Origin of the sequence: Streptomyces sp. CB01249 (genome assembly GCF_001905735.1) — a bacterium.
Classification (GTDB): domain Bacteria; phylum Actinomycetota; class Actinomycetes; order Streptomycetales; family Streptomycetaceae; genus Streptomyces.
Genome location: NZ_LISW01000001.1, coordinates 862478 through 886871 on the forward strand (window position 1 = coordinate 862478; position 24394 = coordinate 886871).

The 24394-nt window shown below is 73.0% G+C and carries 19 protein-coding genes; 12 read left to right on the forward strand and 7 right to left on the reverse strand.

The window, feature by feature from the left end:
• Nucleotides 1-216: 216 nt before the first annotated feature.
• The 3 genes from AMK18_RS03625 to AMK18_RS03635 form a co-directional block, all read right to left on the reverse strand.
• Nucleotides 217-1029, reverse strand: a complete 813-nt coding sequence (locus tag AMK18_RS03625; protein WP_073862288.1) for a GNAT family N-acetyltransferase — start codon at nt 1027-1029, stop codon at nt 217-219.
• Nucleotides 1030-1082: 53 nt separating this feature from the next.
• Nucleotides 1083-1898 carry a TetR family transcriptional regulator gene (locus tag AMK18_RS03630; RefSeq protein ID WP_026171159.1) on the reverse strand — a complete coding sequence of 272 codons (816 nt, stop codon included), beginning with the start codon at nt 1896-1898 and terminating at the stop codon, nt 1083-1085.
• 91 nt (nt 1899-1989) lie between these two features.
• On the reverse strand, nt 1990-3771 hold the full coding sequence (locus tag AMK18_RS03635; protein WP_018100345.1) for a 3-hydroxyacyl-CoA dehydrogenase family protein: 1782 nt from the start codon (nt 3769-3771) through the stop codon (nt 1990-1992).
• A 341-nt stretch (nt 3772-4112) separates the two neighbouring features.
• Between AMK18_RS03635 and AMK18_RS03640 the strand changes: the two genes are divergently transcribed.
• A complete protein-coding gene (locus AMK18_RS03640) occupies nt 4113-4688 on the forward strand; it encodes a HEAT repeat domain-containing protein (RefSeq protein ID WP_073862289.1) in 576 nt (191 codons plus the stop codon).
• 48 nt (nt 4689-4736) lie between these two features.
• On the opposite strand, the gene AMK18_RS03645 is transcribed toward AMK18_RS03640, so the two are convergent.
• Both AMK18_RS03645 and AMK18_RS03650 read right to left on the reverse strand, forming a co-directional pair.
• Nucleotides 4737-6311 carry an alpha/beta hydrolase gene (locus AMK18_RS03645; RefSeq protein ID WP_073861606.1) on the reverse strand — a complete coding sequence of 525 codons (1575 nt, stop codon included), beginning with the start codon at nt 6309-6311 and terminating at the stop codon, nt 4737-4739.
• A gap of 133 nt (nt 6312-6444) precedes the next feature.
• Entirely contained in the window at nt 6445-7491 is a 1047-nt protein-coding gene (locus tag AMK18_RS03650) for an Rv2578c family radical SAM protein (protein ID WP_018100342.1), read from the reverse strand.
• Nucleotides 7492-7639: 148 nt separating this feature from the next.
• Between AMK18_RS03650 and AMK18_RS03655 the strand changes: the two genes are divergently transcribed.
• From AMK18_RS03655 to AMK18_RS03670, 4 genes are all read left to right on the forward strand, one after another.
• The gene (locus AMK18_RS03655) at nt 7640-8083 is read left to right on the forward strand and encodes an SRPBCC family protein (RefSeq protein ID WP_073861607.1); all 444 of its coding nucleotides are present in this window, start codon (nt 7640-7642) and stop codon (nt 8081-8083) included.
• Between the two features lie 185 nt (nt 8084-8268).
• Entirely contained in the window at nt 8269-10731 is a 2463-nt protein-coding gene (locus tag AMK18_RS03660; RefSeq protein WP_073861608.1) for an MFS transporter, read from the forward strand.
• Nucleotides 10732-10884: 153 nt separating this feature from the next.
• Nucleotides 10885-13323 carry an ATP-binding SpoIIE family protein phosphatase gene (locus AMK18_RS03665; protein ID WP_073861609.1) on the forward strand — a complete coding sequence of 813 codons (2439 nt, stop codon included), beginning with the start codon at nt 10885-10887 and terminating at the stop codon, nt 13321-13323.
• A gap of 97 nt (nt 13324-13420) precedes the next feature.
• Nucleotides 13421-14140, forward strand: coding sequence for a class I SAM-dependent methyltransferase (locus tag AMK18_RS03670; RefSeq protein WP_018100338.1), 720 nt, complete (start codon nt 13421-13423; stop codon nt 14138-14140).
• A 39-nt stretch (nt 14141-14179) separates the two neighbouring features.
• Here the strand turns inward: AMK18_RS03670 and AMK18_RS03675 are convergent, their stop codons facing one another.
• Complete coding sequence (locus tag AMK18_RS03675; RefSeq protein WP_026171158.1) at nt 14180-15070, reverse strand: LysR family transcriptional regulator; 891 nt, start codon at nt 15068-15070, stop codon at nt 14180-14182.
• A gap of 120 nt (nt 15071-15190) precedes the next feature.
• Here AMK18_RS03675 and AMK18_RS03680 point away from each other — a divergent pair, with 120 nt between their 5' ends.
• The 7 genes from AMK18_RS03680 to AMK18_RS03710 all read left to right on the forward strand — a co-directional run bounded on the left by AMK18_RS03680 (nt 15191) and on the right by AMK18_RS03710 (nt 22404).
• Nucleotides 15191-16192: an aldo/keto reductase gene (locus tag AMK18_RS03680; protein WP_073861610.1), complete on the forward strand. Its 1002-nt coding sequence runs from the start codon at nt 15191-15193 to the stop codon at nt 16190-16192.
• A 116-nt stretch (nt 16193-16308) separates the two neighbouring features.
• Nucleotides 16309-17142, forward strand: a complete 834-nt coding sequence (locus AMK18_RS03685) for a M55 family metallopeptidase (protein ID WP_073861611.1) — start codon at nt 16309-16311, stop codon at nt 17140-17142.
• Nucleotides 17135-18478, forward strand: coding sequence for a M20/M25/M40 family metallo-hydrolase (locus tag AMK18_RS03690; protein WP_073861612.1), 1344 nt, complete (start codon nt 17135-17137; stop codon nt 18476-18478). Before AMK18_RS03685 ends, AMK18_RS03690 begins: the two co-directional genes overlap by 8 nt.
• A 24-nt stretch (nt 18479-18502) precedes the next feature.
• Nucleotides 18503-20491: a S9 family peptidase gene (locus AMK18_RS03695; RefSeq protein ID WP_073861613.1), complete on the forward strand. Its 1989-nt coding sequence runs from the start codon at nt 18503-18505 to the stop codon at nt 20489-20491.
• Nucleotides 20488-21432, forward strand: coding sequence for a S66 peptidase family protein (locus AMK18_RS03700; protein ID WP_073861614.1), 945 nt, complete (start codon nt 20488-20490; stop codon nt 21430-21432). Before AMK18_RS03695 ends, AMK18_RS03700 begins: the two co-directional genes overlap by 4 nt.
• A gap of 120 nt (nt 21433-21552) precedes the next feature.
• Nucleotides 21553-21792: a DUF1049 domain-containing protein gene (locus AMK18_RS03705; protein WP_018100331.1), complete on the forward strand. Its 240-nt coding sequence runs from the start codon at nt 21553-21555 to the stop codon at nt 21790-21792.
• A gap of 63 nt (nt 21793-21855) precedes the next feature.
• Nucleotides 21856-22404 (forward strand): GNAT family N-acetyltransferase, encoded by a 549-nt coding sequence (locus AMK18_RS03710; RefSeq protein ID WP_073861615.1) that lies wholly within the window; start codon nt 21856-21858, stop codon nt 22402-22404.
• A gap of 17 nt (nt 22405-22421) precedes the next feature.
• Here AMK18_RS03710 and AMK18_RS03715 read toward each other — a convergent pair whose 3' ends face one another.
• On the reverse strand, nt 22422-24290 hold the full coding sequence (locus AMK18_RS03715) for a transketolase (RefSeq protein ID WP_073861616.1): 1869 nt from the start codon (nt 24288-24290) through the stop codon (nt 22422-22424).
• Between the last annotated feature and the right edge of the window lie 104 nt (nt 24291-24394).

The window sequence follows — 24394 nt, forward strand, 5'->3', positions numbered from 1 at the left end:
GACGCAGGCGCCCGGGCGCGCAAACGCGGTGGTTTGCGGGGACAGCCGGCGTACGTGAGATCCCAGCACGCCGGCCGCCCGGATGCCTTCAACGTATGGCACTGCGTGACAGCTGACAAGGCACTCGGTGCCAGTAATTTCCCTCAATTGTCAGCCGGTCGCCACGCATGAGCAACACGGGCGGCGGTACGGGTTGGTTCGCCCCGGTTTCGCCGGTCAGGCGCGCGTGGGGCGGTAGATGTACGGGGTCGTGGTGGTCAGTGCCGTGAAGCCCAGGCGCTCCAGGATCGGGCGGCTGTCCTCGGTGGCGTCGACCTGGAGGTAGTCGTAGCCCCGCTCCGCCGCCACGCCCGCCCGGAGGGCCACCAGCGCCCGGTAGACGCCCCGCCCGCGCCAGGCGGGGTCCGTGCCGCCGCCCCACAGCCCCGCGAACCCCGTGCCCGGGTACAGCTCCATCCGGGCCGAGCTGACCGGCTCGTCGCCCGCCATGGCCACGAGGGCCACGAAATGCTCCGGGGCCTCCCGCAGCCGGTCCACGACCAGCCGGCGCAGCCAGGACCCGTCCCGGCCGAACGCCCGCTCATTGGCGCGCGCCATCAGCTCCGCGCCCGCCTCGTCCCGCACCTCTTCCAGCCGGACGCCCTCCGGCAGCCGCACCTCCGTGGCGAGCTCCGCCACCCGCGCCACGAGCAGGGTCTCCCGCTCCTCGGCCTCGAAACCGGCCGCCAGCAGCCGCGCGCCCAGGTCGGCGGGGCGGTCGTGCCCGTACAGCTTCCACTCGAACTCGTCGCAGCCCAGCAGCGCGCTGTGCGCCACCTGCTCCGCGATCGCCGCGTCGGCCCGGGCGGCGTCCAGGTCCGGCGCGGACCACACCACCCCGTTCCAGTCGTGCGCGGCGCCCACCTGCCGGACGACGTCACCCACGCGTTCGACGCGGCCGCGGGGGCCTTCGGGGAGGGCCTGTTCGCGCATCACCCGGTCGAAGACGGCGAGGAGGCGGGCGCGCTCGGATGTCACATGATCGTTCATGCGCACACCCCAGCACCGGGGGCCCACCCCGGCAACAGGGTTTCCGGGGCGGCTCAGCGCTCCTTGAGGGCCTGCTGAATGGTCCGCATGACCTCGTCCAGGGGGGCGTCCGTACGCGCCACGGCGACCAGCACCTCGCCCTGCGTCTCCACCGACGCGGCCGGCGGCTGCGCGGGCTCGGCGCCCGCCGTGCGGCCCGCGCCGATGCCCGTACCGAAGGTGTCCCGCACGATGGCGAAGGCCTGGTCGAGCTGCGCCTCCACATCGCCCTGCCCGTCCGCCCGCAGCCAGCGGCGCAGCACATGGTTGTGCGCGGTGACGACAGCGGACGCGGCGACCTCGGCCAGCAACGGGTCGTCGTTGCCGGGGTGCTGGTCGCGCTCGTCGAAGTGGCCCAGCAGATAGCGCGTGAACAGCCGCTCGTAGCGGGCCACCGAGGCGATCTCCGCCTGGCGCAGGGTCGGCACCTCGCGGGTCAGCTTGTAACGGGCCACGGAGACCGCGGGCTTGGCCGCGTACATCCGCATGACTTCCTTGATGCCCCGGCACACCGTGTCGAGCGGGTGCTCGTGCGCGGGGGCCGCGTTGAGGACGGCCTCGGCCCGTACGAGGGTGTCGTCGTGGTCCGGGAAGATGGCCTCTTCCTTGGAACGGAAGTGGCGGAAGAAGGTCCGCCGGGCCACACCCGCCGCGCCCGCGATCTCATCGACCGTGGTCGCTTCGTACCCCTTCGTCGCGAAGAGTTCCATCGCCGCGGCGGCCAGCTCGCGGCGCATTTTGAGCCGCTGGGCGGCGGCTCGGGTGCCTGCGGCACTTTCCGGGACGTCGGGCGCGGCGGACACACGGGTGGACCTGGCGGGCTGGGACATGGTGTGAACGTACTGCATGGGGGCGGGAGAGCGCGCCTGCGGGGGCGGGCCGCCCGGAGGCCCGAGCAGCCCGCCCCAGCCGGCTCCCGCGTCAGCGCCGGGCATATTCGCGGAATCCGCGCCCCGTCTTGCGGCCGAGGCAGCCCGCGGCCACCAGGTGCTCCAGAAGCGGGGCGGGCGCCAGGCCCGGGTCGCGGAACTCGTTGTGGAGGACCTTCTCGATGGCCAGCGAGACATCGAGCCCGACCACGTCGAGGAGCTCGAACGGGCCCATCGGGTAGCCGCCCCCCAGCTTCATCGCGGCGTCGATATCATCGAGGGACGCGTAGTGCTCCTCGACCATCTTGATGGCGTTGTTGAGGTACGGGAACAGCAGCGCGTTCACGATGAAGCCCGCCCGGTCCCCGCAGTCCACCGGGTGCTTGCGGACCGTGTGGCACACCTCGTGGACCGTGGCGTGCACGTCGTCGGCGGTGAGCACCGTACGCACGACCTCGACCAGCTTCATCGCGGGCGCCGGGTTGAAGAAGTGCATCCCGACGACGTCCTCGGGCCGCCCGGTGGCCCGGGCGATCGCGACGACCGGCAGCGAGGAGGTCGTCGTGGCCAGCACCGCACCCGGCCGGCACACCTTGTCCAGCGTGGCGAACAGCTCCTGCTTGACCAGCAGGTCCTCGGCGACCGCCTCCACGGCCAGGTCCACCTCGGCGAACGCGTCCAGCGAGGCCGCCGCGGTGATTCTGGCCAGCGTCTCGTCCCGGGCCTGCTCGCTCAGCCGCCCCTTGGTGACCGACCGGCCCAGCGACTTGGCGATCCGGGCCTTGGCGAGGTCCGCCTTCTCCTGGCCGCGCGCGGCGAGCACCACGTCGTAACCGGCCTTGGCGAAGACCTCGGCGATCCCCGAGGCCATCGTCCCCGAGCCCGCGACGCCCACCGACCGCACGGTCCGCCCGGCGGCCTCCGCGCCGCGCGGCGCGGGCGTCAGCGCGTCCGGCACCACGGTCTGGCTGCCCGGCTCGGCGTAGGTGTAGAAGCCGCGGCCCGCCTTGCGGCCGGTCAGCCCGGCGGAGGCGAGCTGGCCCAGGATGGGCGCGGGGGCGTGCAGCCGGTCGTGCGAGGTGGAGTACATCGCCTCCAGGACCGTACGGGCCGTGTCGATGCCGATCAGGTCCAGCAGGGCCAGCGGACCCATCGGCAGACCGCAGCCCAGCTTCATCGCGGCGTCGATGTCCTCGCGGGTGGCGTAGTTCGCCTCGTACATCGCGGCGGCCTGGTTGAGATAGCCGAACAGCAGGCCGTCCGCGACGAACCCCGGCCGGTCGCCGATGGCCACCGGCTCCTTGCCCAGCAGGCGCGCCAGCTCGGTGACCGCCTCGACGGCGGGCGGGGCCGTCAGTACCGAGGAGACCACCTCGACCAGCTTCATCGCCGGCGCCGGGTTGAAGAAGTGCAGGCCGAGCACCCGCTCGGGGCGCTGCGACTCGGCCGCGAGACGGGTCACCGACAGGGCGTTGGTGCCGGTCGCGAGGATCGTGGTGGGGGAGACGACCGCGTCGAGCTCCCGGAAGACCTGCTGCTTGATCTCGTACGACTCCGGCACGACCTCGATGACCAGCTCCGCGTCGGCGGCAGCCTGGAGGTCGGAGAACGTACGGAAGCGGGCGAGCGCGTCGCGCCGCTCCTCCTCGGTGATCCGCCCGCGCTCCACGGCGCGGGCGGTGGACGCCTCCAGCGAGGCGACGGCCCGGCGGGCGGCGGCCTCGTCGGTGTCGATACCGATGACCTCGCGGCCGGAGCGGGCCAGGACCTCGGCGATTCCGGCGCCCATCGTGCCGAGGCCGACGACGGCAATGGTGGAGAGAGGGATGTCCATCACGGGACTCCAGGGATGAGTGACGACTGAGGGGACGCACGGGGCGCGCGCGGCGCACGGCGTGCGGGAGGTGCCTGTCGTGGTGTTCGAGCACCGGGCGTGATCCACGCCCGGGACCGGAAAGGAGCGACGGACCCTGTCCCGGGGCCACGTCTCGTACAGCTGCCGAACCGACAACACTCCGGGGCTGCGTCACCAGGCCATCGGAGCGACGGGAGGGGATCCCGCTCAACTGAGCTTAACCAGCGAGTAACGAGCGCGCCAGCCCTGGCCAGTTGTGGCCCGTGCCACATTTCAGGACCCCGTCGATACGCACCGTGTCCGCCGATACGCTGACGGTCATGGACGACGAGGAGTTCCGTTCCCTGGCGCACCGGCTGGCCGAAGAGGCGGGGGAGTCGGCGGCCTGCCGCGCCCTGCTCGCCACCGAGGACGAGGAGGAGCTGGCCCGGGTGCTGGTCGAGCACGAACGCCCGCTGTGGGCCCGCGAGATCGCCGCCTTCCGTCTGGGCTGCGCAGGCGACCGGCGCGCCTTCGAACCCCTGGTGCTCCTCCTCAACCACCGCGACCCCGACCGCTGCGTCAGCGCCGCCCACGCCCTGACCCGCCTCGCCGACCCCCGCACCCCCCGCGCCGCCGCCGCCCTCGCCACCAACCCCCTGCGCACGGCCTACGCCCTCCACCCGGTCCGCCTGCTCACCGCCCTCCGGGCCCCGGAATCCGCCCCGGCACTGGTCACCACCCTGTCCCGGCTGCTCGGCCCGGACGAACCGCACTGGCGCGTCGCCCTCGCCTGCGTCGAGGGCCTGGGCTCCCTGGGAGACCCCGCCGCCCGCCCGGTCCTGGAGGCCGCGCTGCCCCGGCCGCGGCTGGCGGGGGCGGCGCGGGAGGCGCTGGGCCGGTTGCCGGGCGAATGAGCGAAGGGGCGCACGCGGTCGTCCCGCGTGCGCCCCTTGAAGCCCGGGTCAGCCCCGGAACCCCAGCAGCCCGTGCAGCGTGCTGCCCGTGTCCGGGCGTAGCGCCGGGCGGGCCGACTTGGCGGGGTCCGGTTTCGGGTCGGGGGTCTTCGCGCAGACCGCGTCCGCCTCGCCGCGGCCGGCGCGGGGGACCTTGCCCTTCGCCAGGTAGTCCGTCAGGTAGCGGTCCAGGCAGGCGTTGCCGCTCAGGGTGACGCCGTGGTTGCCGCCGCCCTGTTCGACGACCAGGCGGGAGCCGCGCAGCTTGCGGTGCAGGGTGACTCCGCCCTCGTACGGGGTGGCCGCGTCGTCCGTCGCCTGGAAGAGCAGGACCGGGGGCAGGGCGTGGTTCGAGACCCGGACCGGGTTCAGGGGTTCCACCGGCCAGTCGGCGCACGGGGCGTTGTACCAGGTGTTGCCCCAGGCCATGAACGGGGCCTTCGCGTGCACCCGCCAGGTGTCGTTGCGCCAGGTGTTCCAGTCGCGCGGCCAGTCGGCGTCGCGGCACTGGACGGCCGTGTAGACGGAGTAGCCGTTGTCGCCGTCCGCGTCCACCGCGCCGAACCGTTCGAACGCCGCGATAAGCGGCTTCTCGTCCTTGTCGTTGACGTACGCGGCGAACGCCTCGGCCAGCACCGGCCAGTAGCCGTTGTAGTAGCCGCCGGGCAGGAAGGTGTCGTCCAGTTCGCCCGCGCCGACCTTCTTGCCCGCCGGGCGCTTCTTCACCGCGTCCCGCATCCGGTACCAGGCGGCCTCGACCTTCGCCGGGTCACCGCCCAGGTGGTACGTGGCGTCGTACTTCGCGACCCAGGCGGCGAACGCCTTGTGCCGGGTGTCGAACGCGTAGTCCTGGGTGAGGTTGTCCTCGTACCAGACGCCCTCGGGGTCCACGTTCGAGTCGAGGACCAGCCGCCGGACGCGGTCCGGGAAGAGCTTCGCGTACACCGTGCCGAGGTAGGTGCCGTAGGAGTAGCCGAAGTAGTTCAGCTGCCGCGCCCCGGTCGCGCGGCGGATCACGTCCAGGTCCTTGGCCGCGCTCACCGTGTCCATGTACGGGAGCAGGTCCGGGTACTTCGCGCCGCAGGCCGCCGCGAAGTCCCGGGCGCGGTTGCGGTTGACCCGCTCGCCGCCGAGGGACTGCGGTACGGGGTCGGGCCTGACCGGGTCGAAGTACCCGGGCAGGCAGTCCAGGGCCGGGCGGCTCTTTCCGACGCCGCGCGGGTCGAAACCGATCACGTCGTACTGCGAGGCGACCGCCTTCGGCAGTGAGGAAGCGACGAACGGGGCCATCGACAGGCCGCTGCCGCCGGGCCCGCCCGGGTTCACCAGCAGCGGTCCCTGGAAGGTCTTCGAGGTGTGCGGCACGCGCGTCAGGGCCAGGGTGACCTGGCGCCCCGCCGGGTCGTCGTGGTCGAGCGGGGAGCGCACCGTCGCGCACTGGAGCGTCGGGGAGGACTTCGTTCCGCAGTCCTTCCAGGCGAGCGGTGCACGCGGTGTCGCGGTGTCCGCCGTGGCCGGGGCGGCGGTCACCAGACCGGCGACCGTCGCCCCGAGGGCGCACAGCAGTACTGAACGGTTCGTCATATGGCCTCCCGGGATGGGGGAACACGGCTGCGCGGTAGGCAGCCCCCGCCGCATGTTCCCCGCAATCGGAGCCGGAAGGACCCGTTGTCGTGAGAGATGACCCGTTTGCGCGCCCGTGCGGGGCGCCGCCCCCTCAGAGCAGGGTGAGCTGGGTGGGCTCCGAGGCGTCGAGCGGCGGATGCGGCTCGCGCCGGGGGAGCTTGCGCGCCGTCCCCCGGTGGGCGGGGCCGATGCCGTATTCGGCCGCCAGCTCGTGCACGTACCGGGTGATGCGCCGCTGGTACCAGGTCGGCGCGTAGGCGCCGTCCGCGTACAGCCGCTCGTAACGCCGTACGAGATGCGGGTGGTGGTGGCCCAGCCACTCCATGAACCACTCCCGGGCGCCGGGGCGCAGATGCAGGACGAGCGGGGTCACCGACGTCGCGCCGGCGGCGGCGATCGCGCGGACGGTGGCCCGTAGCTGCTCGGGGCTGTCGCCGAGGTGCGGGATGACCGGCGCCATCAGCACCCCGCAGCCGATGCCCGCCTCGCTCAGCCTCCGTACGACGTCGAGGCGGCGCTCCGGCGAGGGCGTGCCGGGCTCCACGGTCCGCCACAGCTCGGGGTCGGTGAAGCCCACCGAGACCGAGACGCCGACCTCGGTGACCTCGGCGGCCTGCCGCAGCAGCTCCAGGTCGCGCAGGATCAGCGTGCCCTTCGTCAGGATCGAGAACGGGTTCGCGTGGTCGCGCAGGGCGGTCAGGATGCCGGGCATCAGCCGGTAGCGGCCCTCCGCCCGCTGGTAGCAGTCGACGTTGGTGCCCATCGCGATGTGCGCCCCGTGCCAGCGCGGCGAGGCGATCTCGCGGCGGACCAGCTCCGGCGCGTTGACCTTGACGACGATCTGCGAGTCGAAGCCGAGTCCGGTGTCGAGGTCGAGATAGCTGTGGGTCTTGCGGGCGAAGCAGTAGACGCAGGCGTGTGTGCAGCCCCGGTACGGATTCACGGTCCATTCGAACGGCATCCGGGAGGCGCCGGGCACCCGGTTCACGATCGAACGGGCCCGGATCTCGTGGAAGGTGATGCCCCGGAATTCCGGAGTGTCGAAGGTGCGAGTGGTCACCGCGTCGGCGGCGAAGAGCGCACCCGTACCGCTCGTGGGGTGGTTGGCGTTGTCTTCAGCCAGATTGTCCCAGCGCATGGACGCCTCCTCGGTAGTTCTGGACCGAGAATAGAACACGTGTTCCCATGATCGTTTTTTCCCCTTCGTCCCGGCCCGGATTTTGAGCCCGACACACGAGGTGATTGGCTCAGCACACCCCGAAGAACCGAGTGCTGGAGGAGCAGGCATGGCGCAGGTCGAAGCCACGACGGAGCGGATCATCGCGGCGGACGCGGAGGCGGTGTTCGACGCGCTGGCCGACTACAAGGACGTCCGCGGCAAGGTGCTCCCCGCCCACTACAGCGAGTACGAGGTGCGCGAGGGCGGCGACGGCGAGGGCACCCTCGTCCACTGGAAGCTCCAGGCCACCAGCAAGCGGGTCCGTGACTGCCTCCTGGAGGTCACCGAGCCGACCGACGGCCAGCTCGTGGAGAAGGACCGGAACTCCTCGATGGTCACCACCTGGACCGTCACCCCGGCCGGCGAGGGCAGGTCCAAGGCCGTCGTCGCGACCGTGTGGAACGGCGCCGGGGGCATCGGCGGCTTCTTCGAGAAGACCTTCGCGCCCAAGGGCCTCGCCCGCATCTACGACGAGCTGCTGGCCAACCTCGCCGCCGAGGTCGAGAACTGACCCCCCGTCGTCACCGCCCGGCCTCACCGGTTCGGGTGGTCTTTGCGGCGGTGCGGTTGTGCGCCGTAGTGCCTCCTACCGGGGGATACGCCCCCTGAGTGCGCCGCCGGCGCCCCCCGTCGCGTTTGCCCTCACTTGTCGCGCGATGCGAGAAATGTGCGGCAGCGCGACGAGGGGAGCGGCACGTGGTGGGTGGCATCACACTGTTGGAGGACGAGCCCGGCGGCCCCGGGGACGCCGAGGTGGCGCCCGCGCCCGCCCCGCCTCCGCCGCCGCCCGCCGCGACGGAGACCGCCCCCGGTGGCACATCCGACGGCATGGCGACGGACCCCCGCCGCATCCGGCTGGTCTTCGTCGGGCTGATGCTCACGCTCCTGCTCGCGGCGCTCGACCAGATGATCGTGGCCACCGCGCTCCCGAAGATCGTCGGCGAGCTGCACGGCCTGGAGAAGATGTCCTGGGCGGTCACCGCCTATCTGCTCGCCTCCACGATCGGACTGCCGCTCTACGGGAAGCTGGGCGACCTCTTCGGCCGCAAGGGCGTCTTCCAGTTCGCCATCGTCGTCTTCGTCGTCGGCTCCGCGCTGGCCGGCTGGTCGCGCACCATGGACCAGCTCATCGCCTTCCGGGCGATCCAGGGGATCGGCGGCGGCGGGCTGATGATCGGCGTGCAGGCGATCATCGCGGACGTGGTCCCGCCCCGCGAGCGCGGCCGGTTCATGGGCCTCATCGGCGCCGCCTTCGGCCTCGCCTCGGTGGCCGGTCCGCTGCTCGGCGGCTTCTTCACGGACCACGCCTCCTGGCGCTGGTGCTTCTACATCAACGTGCCCTTCGGCCTGATCACCCTCGCCGTGATCACCGTCGTCCTCAAGCTCCCCCGGCCCACCGTCCGCCCCCGGCTCGACATCCTCGGCGCCGCGCTCCTCGCCGCGGCCTCCACCTGCCTGGTGCTGCTGACCAGCTGGGGCGGCACGGAGTACGCCTGGGGCTCGGGCGCCATCCTGGGGCTGGGCGCCGGAGCTGCCGGAACGACTCTGCTGTTCGTCCTCGTGGAGCGCCGCGCCGCCGAACCGATCATCCCGCTCCGGCTGTTCCGCGACTCGATCTTCAACGTGACGGCCCTGGTCGGAGCGGTCGTCGGCGTGGCGCTGTTCGGCGCGGCCAGCTATCTGCCGAGCTTCCTCCAGATGGTCGACGGAGCCACCGCCACCGAGTCCGGCCTGCTGATGCTCCCCATGATGGGCGGCGTCGTCGGCGCCTCCGTGATCTCGGGCCAGCTCATCTCCCGCACCGGGCGCTACCGCGTCTACCCGATCGCGGGCAGCGCGATCTCGGCGGTGGGCATGTATCTGCTGTCCCGGCTGGAGACCGACACCCCGCGCTTCGAGTACAGCATCGCGCAGGCGGTCCTCGGCGTCGGGATCGGGCTGATCATGCCGGTCCTGGTCCTCGCCGTGCAGAACTCCGTGCGCCCCGCCGACCTGGGCACCGCCACCAGTGCCAACAACTACTTCCGGCAGATCGGCGGCAGCGTCGGCGCCGCCGTCTTCGGCACCCTGTTCGCCGGACGGCTCGCCGACGCGCTCGCCGTCCGGCTGCCCTCCGGGGCGGACCTCCCCGACCCGGAGTCGATCAGCCCGCAGCTGGTCCACGCGATGGAGCCCGCGCTGCGGGACGCCTACATCCAGGCGTACGCCGACGCGATGCCCCGGATCTTCCTCTACCTCGTGCCGGTCCTCGTGCTCGGCCTGTTCTTCGCCTTCTTCCTCAAGGAGAAACCGCTGGTGTCCCACAGCCCCGAAACCACCGCAGGCCCCGAAGCCACCACCGAGTACACCCCGATCCCCTCCGCCCGCACCGACGCCGCCGCCCCGTCCGCCGGCTACCTCTCCGGCGTCCCGGTCTCCGGCAGCGTCCAGCACTCCGACGGTACGAAGGTGCCGCGCGCCGCCCTCACCCTCATCGACGTCCAGGGCCAGCAGGTCGGCCGGGGCGCCAGCGGTGAGGAGGGGCGGTACGCGCTCAGCGTGCCGGGCGCCGGTTCGTACGTCCTGATCGCCGCCGCCGGGGGCCACCAGCCGCAGGCCGTCAGCGTCACCGTCGGCGAACGCCCGGTCGAGCTGGACGTGGTGCTCGGCGGCGCCGGCCGGCTCGCCGGCACCGTCGTCACGGCCGACGGGGCGCCCGTGCGCGACGCGGCCGTCACGCTCACCGACGTCCGCGGCGAGGTCGTCGCCTCCACGCGCAGCGGCCGCGAGGGCGGCTACGTGATCGGCGAACTGGTCGCGGGCGAGTACACCCTCGCGGCCTCCGCCCCGGCCTTCCGGCCCGCCGCGCTCCCCGTCAGCGTGCAGGCGGCCCGGGAGACCCGGCAGGACATCGAACTGGCCGGGGGCGCCGTGCTGCGCGGGATCGTCCGGGCCACCGCCGGGCGGCCCGTCGAGGACGCCCGGGTCACGCTCCTGGACGCGGCGGGCAACGTGGTGGACACCGTGACCACCGGCCCGGACGGCGCGTTCCGCTTCGTGGACCTGTCCACCGGCGAGTACACCGTGATCGCGGCCGGATACCCGCCCGTCGCCACGGTCCTCCAGGTCGCGGGCGGCGGGCGCACCGAGCGCGACCTCCAGCTGGGGCACGAGGACTGAACATCCCCGGAGCCTTTCGGTGCGCCCCCGAAGCGCGCGGGGCGCACCACCCCTGCGGGGGATTCCGCCGATGACCCGCGGACGCCGGTCGCATCCCCGTACCGTGGAGTCACGCGCCGCGGAATGCCGCGGTGAGGAAGGAGCCTTCCCCTCATGGACCTCGGTGTGCCGCCGCAGAGGACACCACTGACGGCCGACGGCACAGCGGGCCGCCTGCCGCTCGCCGTGGCCGTGGTCGACGCTGAGGGGCTGGTCTCGCACTGGTCGTCCGGCGCGAGAAGGCTCTTCGGCATCGCCCGCGAGGCGGCGGTCGGGCTCCCCGCCGGTGAAATCCTGCCGGTCTCGGGGGTGTTGGGCGGCTCTCAGGGCATGTACGCCGACGAGGGCCCGGCGCTCGACAGCTCGCTCAGCGGGGACTTCCCGTACCCCGCCTCCGGCCGGGCCCGGCTGGACGAGCCCGGGCACGGCCGGATCGACGTGCTGTGGTGGGCCTACCCGCTCGCCGGACCCGGACCGGCCCGGCTCCTCGTGCTCGCCGCCGACTGCGCGCAGTTGCGTGACGTGGAGGACGGCGAGGACGGCCCGGCCCGTACGGTCGCCCCCGGCTTCGCCCTGCACACCGACTTCCCCGGCCACGCCGAGCTGTCCGCGCGGCTGCCGGAGATCCTGCCGAACATGAGCGTCCAGGAAGCGACCGGCATCGTCGCCCAGGTGCTCGAACTGGGCTACCCGGTCCTGGAGTTCAGCCACCACGAGCGCATCCCCGTCACCCCGGACTGGGGCGTGCCCAAGCGCGCCGGAGGGCTGCCGGTGCGCGAGGAGCGGTACGGCGCGGACGAGCGGGTGGTCCCGCAACGCACCGTCCCCCGGCCCGAGTTGGACCTCGAATACGCGGCGGTCCGCGAACGGCTGGAATTCCTCAACGAGGTGAGCGGCCGCATCGGCACCTCGCTCGACCTGGAACGCACCATCCGCGAGGTCACCAGCGCCGCCGTCCCCCGCTTCAGCGACTTCGCCGGTACGCATCTGCGCGCCGCCGTCCTCGCCGGTGAGGGCTTCCCCGACGGACCGCCCGACGTCACCACCATCTGGCACCGCGTCTGGGTCGAGCACAACGACGAACCGGGCCGCTGGGACGACACCGTGCCCGTCGGCGAGGCCATCGCCTTCCCCGAACACACCCCGTTCTTCCAGTGCATGGTCACCGGCGAGCCGGTCATCGTGCCCCATGTGAGCGAGGAGCTGAGCAACCGGATCTCCGGCGAGTTCGAGAAGCGGGACCTGCGCCCCCTGATCACCCACCGCTCGCTGCTCATCGTGCCGCTCAAGGCCCGCGACGTGGTCCTCGGCTTCATGGTCCTGATGCGTCGCCCCGGCCGCGAGCCCTTCGACGACATGGACCGCACCACCGGCGCCGAACTCGCCGCGCGGGCCGGGCTCGTCCTGGACAACGCCCGCATGTACACGTACCAGGAGAACGTCGCCGAGACGCTCCAGGACAGCATGCTGCCCAACGTCGAGCCCCGCATGGCCGGTTGCGACATCGCGACCCGCTATCTGCCGGGCACCCGGCTCGGCCGGATCGGCGGCGACTGGTTCGACTCGGTGAAGCTCCCCGGCTCGCGCACCGCCCTGGTCGTCGGCGATGTCATGGGTCACGGGCTCAACTCGGCCGCGATGATGGGCCAGTTGCGGACCGCGGTGCTGACCATGGCCACCATGGAGATGCCGCCCGCCCAGCTCCTGCGCAATCTGGACGACCTCGCCCAGCGTCTCGGCGAGCAGTACCTCGCGACCTGCCTGTACGCGGTCTACGACCCGATCGCGGGCGAGCTCCAGATCGCCAACGCCGGTCACATCCCGCCCGTGCTCGTCCGCGCCGAGGACGGCCGGGCCGAACTGCTCGACCTGCCGACCGGGGCGCCCATCGGCGTCGGCGGGGTCGCTTTCGAAACCGCCACCGTGCGGGTGCGCCCCGGGGACCGCCTCGTCCTGTGCACGGACGGGCTGGTCGAGGTGCGCGGCCAGGACATCGGGGCCGGGCTCGCCGCGCTCTGCGCCTCCGCCGCCCACCCCGCCGCGTCGATGGACGACGCCTGCGACACCATCATCCGCGCCCTGAACACCGGCGGCGGTCGCAAGGACGACGTCGCCCTGCTGATGGCCCGGCTCAACGGCATCGCGGACGAGGACGTCGCCGAGTGGCAGCTCGCCCTGGACCCCCGCGAGGTGTCCCGGGCCCGCCGCCTGGTGCGCGGCCAACTCCTCGACTGGGAGCTGCCCGACGCCGTGGAGGCGGCCGAGCTGATGGTCAGCGAGCTGGTCACCAACGCCGTCAAGCACGGCCGCACCCACCACATCGGACTCCGCCTGGTCCGCACCGACGCGCTGCTGTGCGAGGTCAGCGACGACGAACCGGCCCCCGCCGCGCTCCTCGCTGTCACCGACGGCGACGAATGCGGCCGGGGCCTCATGGTGGTGAGCAGCCTCGCCCGGGAGTGGGGCACCAGCGGCACCGCGCGCGGCAAGACCGTCTGGTTCGAGCTGGCCCTGTCCCGCGTCCCGCGCCCCCGGTCCAACCGCCGCCGCTGACAGAGAGGTCGCGTCCGCACCCTTGCCCCCGGGCCCCCCTGGGCAGTAGTCCCTGGCTGAGCAATATGAGCCTGCACGACGGGACTTGGGAGTACGCATGGGTGTGTCACAGCAATACCGCGAGGCGTGGGAAGGGTACTGGGCGGCCACCTCGGACGAGCCCGGCGCGGCCATCTGGGACTCCGGCCCGGATCTGAGCGCCATACCGCACAGCCGGCTGCTCCTCCCGCACGCCGACGCCACCCTGCCCGTCGTGGACCTCGGCTGCGGCAACGGCACGCAGACCCGGCACCTCGCCACCCTCTTCCCGCGCGCCCTCGGCGTGGACCTCTCGGAGGCGGCGATCGAGCACGCCCGGAAGGCGGACCCGGGGGAGAGCGCCGCGTACGAAACGCTCGACCTCACCGACGCCGACGCCGTGCGCGCCCTGCACGCGCGCATCGGCGACACGAACGTCTACATGCGGGCGGTGATCCACCAGAGCGACCCGGAGGCCCGCCCGGCCGTCGCCGCCGCCGTCGCCACGCTCCTCGGCGCACGCGGCCGGGCCTTCGTCGCCGAGCTGACCCCCGCCTCCAAGGACGTCCTGCAACGCGCCTCGCAGGGACCGGGCGGACCGGGCCCGAAGCTGCGCCGGGTCTTCGAGCACGGGCTGAAACCGGCGAGCGCCACCGACGAGGAGGTCCCGCGGCTGCTCGCGGCGGCCGGGCTGACCGTCCTGGACAGCGGCGACACGGTCCTGCCGCAGACCGAGAACCTGCCCGACGGCACCCGGATCGACCTGCCGGCGAGGTGGTTTGTGCTGGCCACGGGCTGACACCGGGCGCCGGGGGCGCTCCGGCCCGCGCCCCCGGCCTCAGCTCCCCGTGTCGTCCCGCAGCAGCGCCATCAGGGCCCGCGCCCCCGGGCTCAGCGCCCGCGCCTCGGGGAGCACCACGGCACTCTCGTAGAACGCCTCACCGGCGCCCTCCGGCCGCACCGCCACCAGTCCGCGCGCCTCGGGCTTGCGGGAGAAGTGGTGCGGCACGAGCGCGATGCCCAGCTGCTCGTGCACCAGCTCCAGCAGGCTGTGGACGTCGGTGACCTCCAGAGCCACCGTGCGCCGCACCCCGGCCCCCGTGAACGCCGCGTCGGCCGCGCGGCGCGGACCGAAGTCCGGGTGGAAGTCGATGAACGGCTCACCCGCCAGTTCCGCCCAGGCCACCCGGTCCGCCGCTGCCAGCCGGTGCCCCGGCGCGCACAGCAGCACCATGGGCTCCCGGGCCAGCGGGACCAGCTCGCCGCGCCAGCCCGCCGGGTCCACCGTCGCGGCGAACGCGATGTCGAGCCGGCCGCCCGCCACCCCGTCCACCAGCCTCGCCGTGCCCTCCTGGCGCAGCCGGATCTCCATGTGCGGGTGGGCGTGGTGGAAGGCGGCGAGCAGCCGGGGCAGCCGCAGCCCGGCCACGCACTGCTCCACGCCCACCGACAAGGTCCCGCGCAGCAGCCCCCGTACCGCGTCGACGGCCTCCTTCGCGGCCCGCACCCCGGCCAGGGTGCGTTCCGCCTCGACCAGCAGGGCGCGCCCCGCCTCGGTCAGCCGTACGCTGCGGGTGGTCCGGCTGAACAGCGGCGTCCGCAGCTCCTGCTCCAGGGCCCGGACGGAGGCGGAGAGCCCGGACTGCGAGACGGCGACCCGCTCCGCCGCGCGGGTGAAATGCCGCTCCTCGGCGACGGCCACGAAATGTTCCAGCTGACGCAACTCCATGATTGAGAACTCTAGGCCCTGAATCCAAGCGGAATCTCCTGTTGGACTACTGGATCGAAGTGGGCCAGCCTGGGAGTGTCCTGCCGGTCATGGCCGGAACACCTCTCGCATGGAGCCCGTATGTACATCCCGTCCGCCGACCGCTACGCGAACATGCCCTACCGGCGCACCGGGCGCAGCGGCCTGAAGCTGCCCGCCCTCTCGCTCGGCCTGTGGCACAACTTCGGCGGGGACCGGACACCGGAGACCCAGGGTGAGATCCTGCGCCGGGCCTTCGACCTCGGCATCACCCACTTCGACCTGGCCAACAACTACGGCCCGCCGCCCGGCTCCGCCGAGACCGCGATGGGCCGGGCGCTCGCCACGGACTTCGCCGCCCACCGGGACGAGATCATCGTCTCCACCAAGGCCGGCTACCTGATGTGGGACGGCCCGTACGGCGAGTGGGGTTCCCGCAAGAACCTGCTGTCCTCGCTGGACCAGAGCCTCACCCGGCTCGGCCTGGACTACGTGGACATCTTCTACTCGCACCGGCCCGACCCCGAGACCCCGCTCGAAGAGACCATGGGCGCGCTCGACGCGGCGGTCCGCCAGGGCAAGGCGCTCTACGTCGGCGTCTCCAACTACTCACCCGAGCAGACCCGCGAGGCCGCCCGGATCCTGAAGGAGCTCGGCACCCCGCTCCTGATCCACCAGCCGCGCTACTCGATGCTCGACCGCCGCCCCGAGGAGGGGCTGCTCACCACCCTGGACAAGCTGGGCGTCGGCTCCATCGCCTACTCGCCGCTGGAGCAGGGCATCCTCTCCGACCGCTACCTGAACGGCATCCCGGAGGGCTCCCGCGCCGCCGGCAGCAGCCCCTTCCTGTCGGCCGAGGCGGTCACCCCGGACCTGGTCTCGCGGCTGCGCGAGCTCAACGAACTCGCCGCCGCGCGCGGCCAGTCGCTCGCCCAGCTGGCCCTGGCCTGGGTGCTGCGCGGCGGGCGCGTCACCTCCGCCGTGGTCGGCGCGAGCAGCGTCGCCCAGCTGGAGAACAACGTCGAGACGGTCCGGAACCTGGACTTCACCGACAAGGAACTCAGCCGGATCGAGAAGCTGCTGAAGGGCGCCAAGCGCGGCTGACGACAGGGCCCGCCCCCGGCGGCCCGCAGCGGCCGCCGGGGCCGTCATTGGATTGGACCTGTGGCGTGCTCGGCATCCCTGGCCTGGGCGTTCATCGGCGCGTACCGTGTGGCCGCATGAAGATCCTCGTCAGCGCCGACATGGAAGGCGCCACCGGCGTGACCTGGCCGGCCGACGTGCTGCCCGGCACGCCGCAGTGGGAGCGGTGCCGCTCCCTGTTCACCTCCGACGTCAACGCCGCCGCCCTCGGCTTCTACGACGGGGGAGCGGACGAGGTGCTGATCAACGAGGCCCACTGGACCATGCGCAATCTGCTCCTGGAGAGACTGGACGACCGCGTCCAGATGCTCACCGGCAAACACAAGTCGCTCAGCATGGTCGAGGGCATCCAGCACGGCGACGTCGACGCGGTCGCCTTCGTCGGCTACCACACGGGCGCCGGTACGGAGGGCGTCCTCGCCCACACCTACCTCGCCAACTCCATCACCGGGGTCTGGCTGAACGGCGTCCGGGCCAGCGAGGGCCTGCTCAACGCGCACGTCGCCGCCGAGTACGGAGTCCCCGTCGTCCTCGTCACCGGCGACGACCTGACCTGCGTGGACGCCGAGGGGTACGCCCCCGGAGCGGAGAAGGTGGCCGTCAAGGACTACGTGTCGCGGTACGCCGCCGTCTGCCGCACCCCCGCCCGTACCGCCGCAGACATCCGGGCGGCCGCCGCCCGCGCCGTGTCCGCGGCCGGGCGGTACACGCCGGTCGAGGGCGGTCCGTTCACCGTCGAGCTGGAATTCGACGCCGAGCACCTGGCCGCGGCGGCCACCGTCGTACCCGGCGCGGCGCCGAGCGGCGAGAGGCGGGTCTCCTACACCAGCGCGACGATGTACGAAGGTATCCGCACGTTCAAGGCGGTGACGACGATCGTCTCGTCCGCCGTGGAGGAGCAGTATGGCTGAGGCGACCGCCCCGCAGGACTCCGTCGACGCCCTGGCGCTCGACGAATCGGTGACGTTCACCTCCGAACTGATCCGCATCGACACCACCAACCGGGGCGGCGGCGACTGCCGCGAGCGCCCCGCCGCCGAGTACGTCGCCGAGCGCCTGGCCGCCACCGGCCTGGAACCCGCGCTCCTGGAACGCACCCCCGGCCGCACCAATGTCGTCGCCCGGATCCCCGGCACCGATCCGTCCGCCCCCGCCCTCCTGGTCCACGGCCACCTCGACGTGGTGCCGGCCGAGGCCGCCGACTGGACCGTGCACCCCTTCTCCGGCGAGGTCCGCGACGGGACCGTGTGGGGGCGCGGCGCCATCGACATGAAGAACATGGATGCGATGGTCCTGGCCGTCGTCCGGTACTGGGCCCGGGCCGGCATCCGCCCGCGCCGCGACATCGTCATCGCGTACACCGCCGACGAGGAGGCCAGCGCGGAGGACGGCTCGGGCTTCCTCGCCGACCGGCACGCCGCTCTCTTCGACGGCTGTACGGAGGGCATCAGCGAATCCGGCGCCTTCACCTTCCACGCCGGACCGAACATGCCGCTCTACCCCATCGGCGCCGGTGAACGCGGCACCGGCTGGCTGAAGCTCACCGCCCGCGGCAAGGCGGGCCACGGCTCCAAGGTCAACCGGGCCAACGCCGTCACCGCGCTCGCCGCCGCCGTCACCCGCATCGGCGAGCACGAGTGGCCGGTCCGGCTCACCCCGACGGTCCGCGCCGCGCTCACCGAGCTCGCCGCGCTCCACGGCATCCACCCGGACCTCGACGCCCCCGGCTTCGACGTGGACGAACTCCTCGGCAAGATCGGACCGGCCGCGGCCCTCGTCGCCCCGACCGTCCGCAACAGCTCCAACCCGACGATGCTGGACGCCGGTTACAAGGTCAACGTCATCCCGGGCCACGCCACCGCCTACATCGACGGCCGGACCGTCCCCGGCGGCGACGAGGAGTTCCACGCCACCCTGGACCGGCTCACCGGGCCCTCGGTCGACTGGGAGTTCGCCCACCGCGAGGTCGCCCTCCAGGCCCCGGTCGACTCACCCACGTACGGGAAACTCCGCGCCGCCATCGAGCGGTTCGACCCGGACGGGCACGTCGTGCCGTACTGCATGTCCGGCGGCACCGACGCCAAGCAGTTCTCCCGGCTCGGCATCACCGGCTACGGCTTCTCGCCGCTGAAGCTGCCCGTCGGCTTCGACTACCAGGCCCTCTTCCACGGCGTGGACGAACGCGTCCCCGTCGACGCGCTGCACTTCGGCGTCCGGGTCCTGGACCACTACCTGCGCACCGCCTGAACCACTCGGGGGAGACCGACACCCATGCCCACCGCACAGCCCCACGGCAGCTGGCCGTCACCGATCGACGCCGCACTGGCCGCCTCCCACGACGGACGGCCCGAGTACACCGGCGCGGTCGGTGACGAGCTGTGGTGGACCGAACCGCGCCCCGCCGAAGCCGGCCGGCGCGCCCTGGTCCGCCGCACCGCCGACGGCACCACCACCGAACTGCCCGCCCCCTGGGACGTCCGCAGCCGGGTCATCGAATACGGCGGACAGCCCTGGGCGGGCACCGAGCGGGCGGAGGGCGGCCCGCTGGTCGTCTTCGTCCACTTCGCCGACCAGCGGCTGTACGCCTACGAGCCCGACGGCGACCGCGCACCGTGGCCGCTCACCCCCGTCTCCGCCGTCGGCGGCGGACTGCGCTGGGCCGACCCGCGCGTCCGGCCGGACCGGGGCGCGGCCGGTGAGGTGTGGTGCGTCCTGGAGGAGTTCACCGGCGAGGCGCCCACCGCGCTGCGCCGGGTCCTCGCCGCCGTGCCCCTGGACGGATCGGCGGCCGAGGACCGGTCCGCCGTACGCGAACTCAGCGACGGGCAGCACCGGTTCGTCACCGGACCCGAGGTGTCGCCCGACGGGCGGCGCGCCGCCTGGATCGGCTGGGACCACCCGCGCATGCCCTGGGACGGCACCGAGGTGCTGGTCGCGGACATCGGCGACGACGGCACCTTCCGGGACGCCCGGTCTGTCGCCGGAGGCCCCGAGGAATCCGTGCCCCAGGTCCAGTGGACCGCCGACGGGCAGCTGCTCCTGGCGAGCGACCGCAGCGGCTGGTGGAACCTGGTCAGGCTCGACCCGGACACCGGCGAGACCCGGGAACTGTGCCCGCGCGAGGAGGAGTTCGCCGGACCGCTGTGGAAGATCGGGCTCGTCTGGTTCCGCCCCCTGGACAACGGGCTGATCGCGGTCCTGCACGGCAAGGGCACCACCACCCTCGGCATACTCGACCCGGAGACCTGCGAACTGGTCGACATCGCGGGCCCGTGGACCGAGTGGGTGCCGACGCTCACCGTGCGCGGCTCCCGCGTCACCGGCGTCGCCGCGAGCCCGCACAGCGGCTACGAGATCGTGGAGCTGGACACCGCGACCGGGCACACCCGGATCACCGGCACTCCGCATGAGGATGCCGTCGACCCCGCCTACTACCCGGAACCGGTGCTGCGGACCTTCACCGGACCCGGCGGACGCGAGATCCACGCCCAGATCTACCCGCCGCGCAACCCCGGACACACCGGCCCCGAGGGGGAGTTGCCGCCCTACGTGGTGTGGGCCCACGGCGGTCCCACCGGGCACGCCGCCCTCGTCCTGGACCTGGAGATCGCCTACTTCACCTCGCGCGGCATCGGCGTCGCCGAGGTGAACTACGGGGGCTCCGCCGGATACGGCCGCGCCTACCGCAACCGGCTGCGCGAGCAGTGGGGCGTCGTGGACGTGGAGGACTGCGCCGCCGTCGCCGGGACGCTCGCCGCCGAGGGCACCGCCGACCCGGACCGGCTCGCCATCCGGGGCGGCAGCGCCGGTGGCTGGACCAGCGCCGCCTCGCTGACCGGCACCGACGTCTACGCCTGCGGCACGATCATCTATCCCATCCTCGACCTCGCGGGCTGGGGCACGGACGAGACCCACGACTTCGAGTCCCAGTACCTGGAATCGCTGGTCGGCCCCCTCGCCGAGGTCCCCGAGCGCTACCGGGAACGCTCCCCGGTCGGCCGCACCGACCGGCTCACCGTGCCCTTCCTGCTCCTTCAGGGCGAGGACGACCCCATCTGCCCGCCGGTGCAGTGCGAGCGCTTCCTCGCCGCCGTGGAGGGGCGCTCCATCCCGCACGCGTACCGCACCTACCCGGGCGAGGGCCACGGCTTCCGCCGCGCCACCACGATGATCGACGCGCTGGAATCCGAACTCTCCCTGTACGCCCAGGTGTTCGGCTTCGCCCGGCCCGACGTGGCCACCCTGGAGCTGAAGCGGTGACCCTCACCCAGTCGGCCCGCCCCGCCCGGCTGCGCCCCGGGTCCAGGGTCGCCGTCGTCTCCCCGTGCGGGCCCGTCCCCGTCGACCGGCTGGAACCCGGCCTGGACATCCTGCGCGGCTGGGGCCTCGACCCCGTGCCCATGCCGCACGTGCTGGACGTGCACCGGGACCTGGACTACCTCGCCGGTACGGACGAGGCCCGGGCCCGGGACTTCCAGGACGCGTGGTGCGACCCCTCCGTGGACGCGGTGATCTGCGCGCGCGGCGGGTACGGGGCGCACCGCATGGTGGACCTGGTGGACTGGGCGGCGGTGCGCGCGGCCGGACCCAAGGTGTTCGTCGGCTACAGCGACGTCACCGTGCTCCACGAGGCGTTCGCGCTGCGGACCGGCTTCGCCACCCTGCACGGGCCGATGACGGGGACCGAGACCTTCCTCAAGGACCCGCGCACCCAGGAGTCCCTGCGGGCCACGCTCTTCGACCCGGGGACACAGCTGACCCTGGGCCTGGAGGACGCCAGGGCACTGGTCCCGGGCCGGGCGCGCGGCATCACCTACGGCGGCTGTGTGAGCCTGCTCGCCGCCGACCTCGGCACCCCGCACGCCCGTCGCTCGGCCCGGGGCGGGCTGCTCGTCATCGAGGACACCACCGAGGACCCGTACAGCCTGGACCGCATCCTCACCCAGCTGCTGCGGGCCGGGGCGCTCGACGGGGTCGCCGGGGTGGCCTGCGGGTCCTGGGCGGGGTGCGGGCCGTACGCACAGGTGCGGGCGGTGCTCGCGGACCGGCTGGGCGCGCTCGGCGTCCCGGTCGTGGAGGAGCTGGGCTTCGGCCACGGGCCCACCGGGCTGACGATCCCGCTCGGGGTGCCCGCGGTGCTCGACGCCCCGGCGGACGGCGGCCCGGCCACCCTCACCGTCGAGGTGCCCGCCCTGCTCTGACCGGGGGCACGCCGCCCCCGTCACCCGAATGGCCGAACATCTCCGCCGGTGGGTACGGGGGCGGAGCCATGCTGGAGCCCCGGGGCGACGGCCGTACCAGGGCCGGGAAAGGGGCTGCTCATGAGCCCGAAGGACGTGTCGAGCAGCGGGAAGAGCGGCAGCGGGGCGTTCACCCCGGGCCGCATCCTGGTCCTCGTCATCGCGGTGCTGTCGGTCGTGTTCATCGCCGAGAACACCAAGGACGTCGAGGTCCGCCTCATCGTCCCGCTGGTCACGGCGCCGCTCTACGTATGGCTGATCGTGATGTTCGTGGCGGGCATGGCGTGCGGCGCGTACGTCTTCCGCAGGCGGTCCAAGTAAGGGCGATGGCCGTGCGGCCGGGGCGGACAAGCCCCGGCCGCACGGCCGTTCTACGCTGGGGCGATGTCCGACACCCGCTATCTCGCCGAGGGACCGCGCACGGCGATCCGCCCCTTCACCCACGGCGACGCCGACGAGTTCACCGCCCGGGCCCGGGAGAGCGCCGCGCTGCACCGGCCCTGGCTGTTCCCGCCCGCCACCCCCGAGGCGTACGCCGCTTACGCGGGTGTGCTCATCGAGGACCCCACGAAGGCGGGGTTCCTGGTGTGCGAGCGGGACGCGGCGGGCGCGCCCGGGGCGATCGCCGGGTTCATCAACATCAACAACATCGTCGCCGGGGCCTTCCGCTGCGGCGCCCTCGGCTACGGAGCCTTCGCGCACGCGGCCGGGCGGGGCCTCATGGGCGAGGGGCTGGAGCTTGTCCTGGACCACGCCTTCGGCCCCCTCGCCCTGCACCGCCTGGAGGCCAACGTCCAGCCGGACAACGCGGGGTCGATCGGGCTGGTGCGCCGGGCGGGCTTCCGGCTGGAGGGCTACTCACCGGACTTCCTCCACATCGACGGCGCCTGGCGCGACCACGAACGCTGGGCGATCACCGCGGAGATGCGCTGACCGCGTGACACCGGCCGCTACTTGACCAGGCTGCGCGCCGCGTCCGCGATGTGCGTGCGGGAGATCCCCGCCGCGTCGAGCAGCTCCGGCGTGGTCCCGGACCCGGGGAGGTTGCTCCCGGCGAGGTGGACGAAGCCCGGGTGGCTTCCGGACTCCGCGAGCGACGACAGCACCGCCTCGCCGATGCCGCCCTCCGGGTGGTGGTCCTCGACCACGACCAGGGCGCCGGTCTCCCGGGCCGCGAGAGCCAGCGCGCCGGAGTCGAGCGGCTTGACGGAGTAGAGGTCGATGACCCGGGCCCGTACGCCCTGCTCGGCCAGCAGATCGGCGGCGGCCAGGCACTCGTGCAGCGTGACCCCCGCGCCGACCAGGGTGACCTGGTCGTCGTCGCCGTGGCGCAGGGTCTTCGAGCCGCCCACGGGGAACGTCTCGTCGCTCCCGTACAGCACCGGGTAGGCGCCGCGCGTGGTGCGCAGGTACGAGATGCCGTCGATGTCGGCCATCGCCACGGTCAGGGCCGCCGCCGAGGTCGCGTCGCTCGGGTAGAGCACGGTCGAACCGCGCACCGCGCGCATCATCGCCAGATCCTCGACGCCCATCTGCGAGGGCCCGTCCGCGCCGATCTCCACCCCGCTGTGCGTCCCGCAGAGCGCCATCGTGATGTCCGAGACGGCCGCCATGCGGATGAAGTCGTGCGCCCGGGTGAGGAACGCCGCGAAGGTGGTCGCGTACGGACGGAAGCCGCGCACGGCCATGCCGACGGCTTCGGCGACCATCTGCTGCTCCGCGATGTACGTCTGGAAGAAGCGGTCCGGGTACGCCTTCTTGAAGTCCTCCGAGTGCGTGGAGTTGCCGACCTCCGCGTCCAGGGCGACGACGTCGGGCCGTACGCCGAGTGCGACGAGCGCCTTGCCGAAGGCGACCCGGGTGGCGACCTCGTCGCCCTTCTCGAAGCGCGGCAGCTCCACGGCGGCGTCGCTCCGGGCGGGGGCGGGCGCGGCCTTCGGCGGCCGGGGGCCCTCCACCCGCAGGTCGCGGACGCCGCCCAGCTCCTCGATCGCGCGCTCCGCCAGGTCCTCGGGCAGCGGCTTGCCGTGCCAGCCCTCCTTGTCGGCGACCTCGCTGACCCCGCGTCCCTTGACCGTCTTCGCGACGATCACCGTGGGGGCGGTGCCGTCCGCCGCCGTCTTCAGGGCCCGGTCGACCTCGGTCAGGTCGTGGCCGTCGACCACGAGGGCGCGGCAGCCGAACGCCTCGACGCGGCGCGCGTAGGTGTCCGTGTCCCATTGCAGTTCGGTGGGGCCGGACTGGCCGAGGCGGTTGACGTCGATGATCGCGGTGAAGTTGCCCAGCCGGTGCTGGCCGGCCTTGTCCAGGGCCTCCCAGACGGACCCCTCGGCCATCTCGCTGTCGCCGCACAGCACCCAGACCCGGTACGGCTGGTTCTCCAGGTCCCGCCCGGCGAGCGCGATGCCCACGCCGTACGCGATGCCCTGGCCCAGCGAGCCGGTCGCCACGTCCACCCAGGGCAGCTCGGGCGTGGGGTGGCCCTGGAGGCGGTGCCCGAAGCGGCGGTACGTCGTCATCAGCTCCTCGTCGCTGATGGCACCGGCCGCCTTGAACATGGCGTACAGGAGCGGCGAGGCGTGACCCTTGGAGAAGACCAGGTGGTCCCCGGCCGGGTTCTCGGGCGCGTTCCAGTCGTACCGCAGATGCCGGGTCATGAGGACCGCCATCAGATCGGCCGCCGACAGGCTGGACGTGGGGTGCCCGGACCCCGCCGAGGTGCTGGCGCGCACCGAGTCCACCCGCAGCTGCTGGGCGAGCTCGAAGACCTCGGTGAGATCGCTGTCGGGGCCGAGCGTGCTGGTCTGTTCGCTGGTCATGGGCCGGACCTTTCGCGTGAGGGCGGGACGACGAACGGGTTCCCGAATCCACGCGGTCCATCACCTTCCGGGGGCAGGTTGCCCTCCATCGGGCGCCCGGCCCG

Excerpts from the sequence above, each read along its gene's own strand:
- AMK18_RS03625 (WP_073862288.1), bottom strand. The coding sequence starts at position 1,029 with ATGAACGATCATGTGACATCCGAGCGCGCCCGCCTCCTCGCCGTCTTC.
- AMK18_RS03630 (WP_026171159.1), bottom strand. The coding sequence starts at position 1,898 with ATGTCCCAGCCCGCCAGGTCCACCCGTGTGTCCGCCGCGCCCGACGTC.
- AMK18_RS03635 (WP_018100345.1), bottom strand. The coding sequence starts at position 3,771 with ATGGACATCCCTCTCTCCACCATTGCCGTCGTCGGCCTCGGCACGATG.
- AMK18_RS03640 (WP_073862289.1), top strand. The coding sequence starts at position 4,113 with ATGGACGACGAGGAGTTCCGTTCCCTGGCGCACCGGCTGGCCGAAGAG.
- AMK18_RS03645 (WP_073861606.1), bottom strand. The coding sequence starts at position 6,311 with ATGACGAACCGTTCAGTACTGCTGTGCGCCCTCGGGGCGACGGTCGCC.
- AMK18_RS03650 (WP_018100342.1), bottom strand. The coding sequence starts at position 7,491 with ATGCGCTGGGACAATCTGGCTGAAGACAACGCCAACCACCCCACGAGC.
- AMK18_RS03655 (WP_073861607.1), top strand. The coding sequence starts at position 7,640 with ATGGCGCAGGTCGAAGCCACGACGGAGCGGATCATCGCGGCGGACGCG.
- AMK18_RS03665 (WP_073861609.1), top strand. The coding sequence starts at position 10,885 with ATGGACCTCGGTGTGCCGCCGCAGAGGACACCACTGACGGCCGACGGC.
- AMK18_RS03670 (WP_018100338.1), top strand. The coding sequence starts at position 13,421 with ATGGGTGTGTCACAGCAATACCGCGAGGCGTGGGAAGGGTACTGGGCG.
- AMK18_RS03675 (WP_026171158.1), bottom strand. The coding sequence starts at position 15,070 with ATGGAGTTGCGTCAGCTGGAACATTTCGTGGCCGTCGCCGAGGAGCGG.
- AMK18_RS03680 (WP_073861610.1), top strand. The coding sequence starts at position 15,191 with ATGTACATCCCGTCCGCCGACCGCTACGCGAACATGCCCTACCGGCGC.
- AMK18_RS03685 (WP_073861611.1), top strand. The coding sequence starts at position 16,309 with ATGAAGATCCTCGTCAGCGCCGACATGGAAGGCGCCACCGGCGTGACC.
- AMK18_RS03690 (WP_073861612.1), top strand. The coding sequence starts at position 17,135 with ATGGCTGAGGCGACCGCCCCGCAGGACTCCGTCGACGCCCTGGCGCTC.
- AMK18_RS03695 (WP_073861613.1), top strand. The coding sequence starts at position 18,503 with ATGCCCACCGCACAGCCCCACGGCAGCTGGCCGTCACCGATCGACGCC.
- AMK18_RS03705 (WP_018100331.1), top strand. The coding sequence starts at position 21,553 with ATGAGCCCGAAGGACGTGTCGAGCAGCGGGAAGAGCGGCAGCGGGGCG.
- AMK18_RS03710 (WP_073861615.1), top strand. The coding sequence starts at position 21,856 with ATGTCCGACACCCGCTATCTCGCCGAGGGACCGCGCACGGCGATCCGC.
- AMK18_RS03715 (WP_073861616.1), bottom strand. The coding sequence starts at position 24,290 with ATGACCAGCGAACAGACCAGCACGCTCGGCCCCGACAGCGATCTCACC.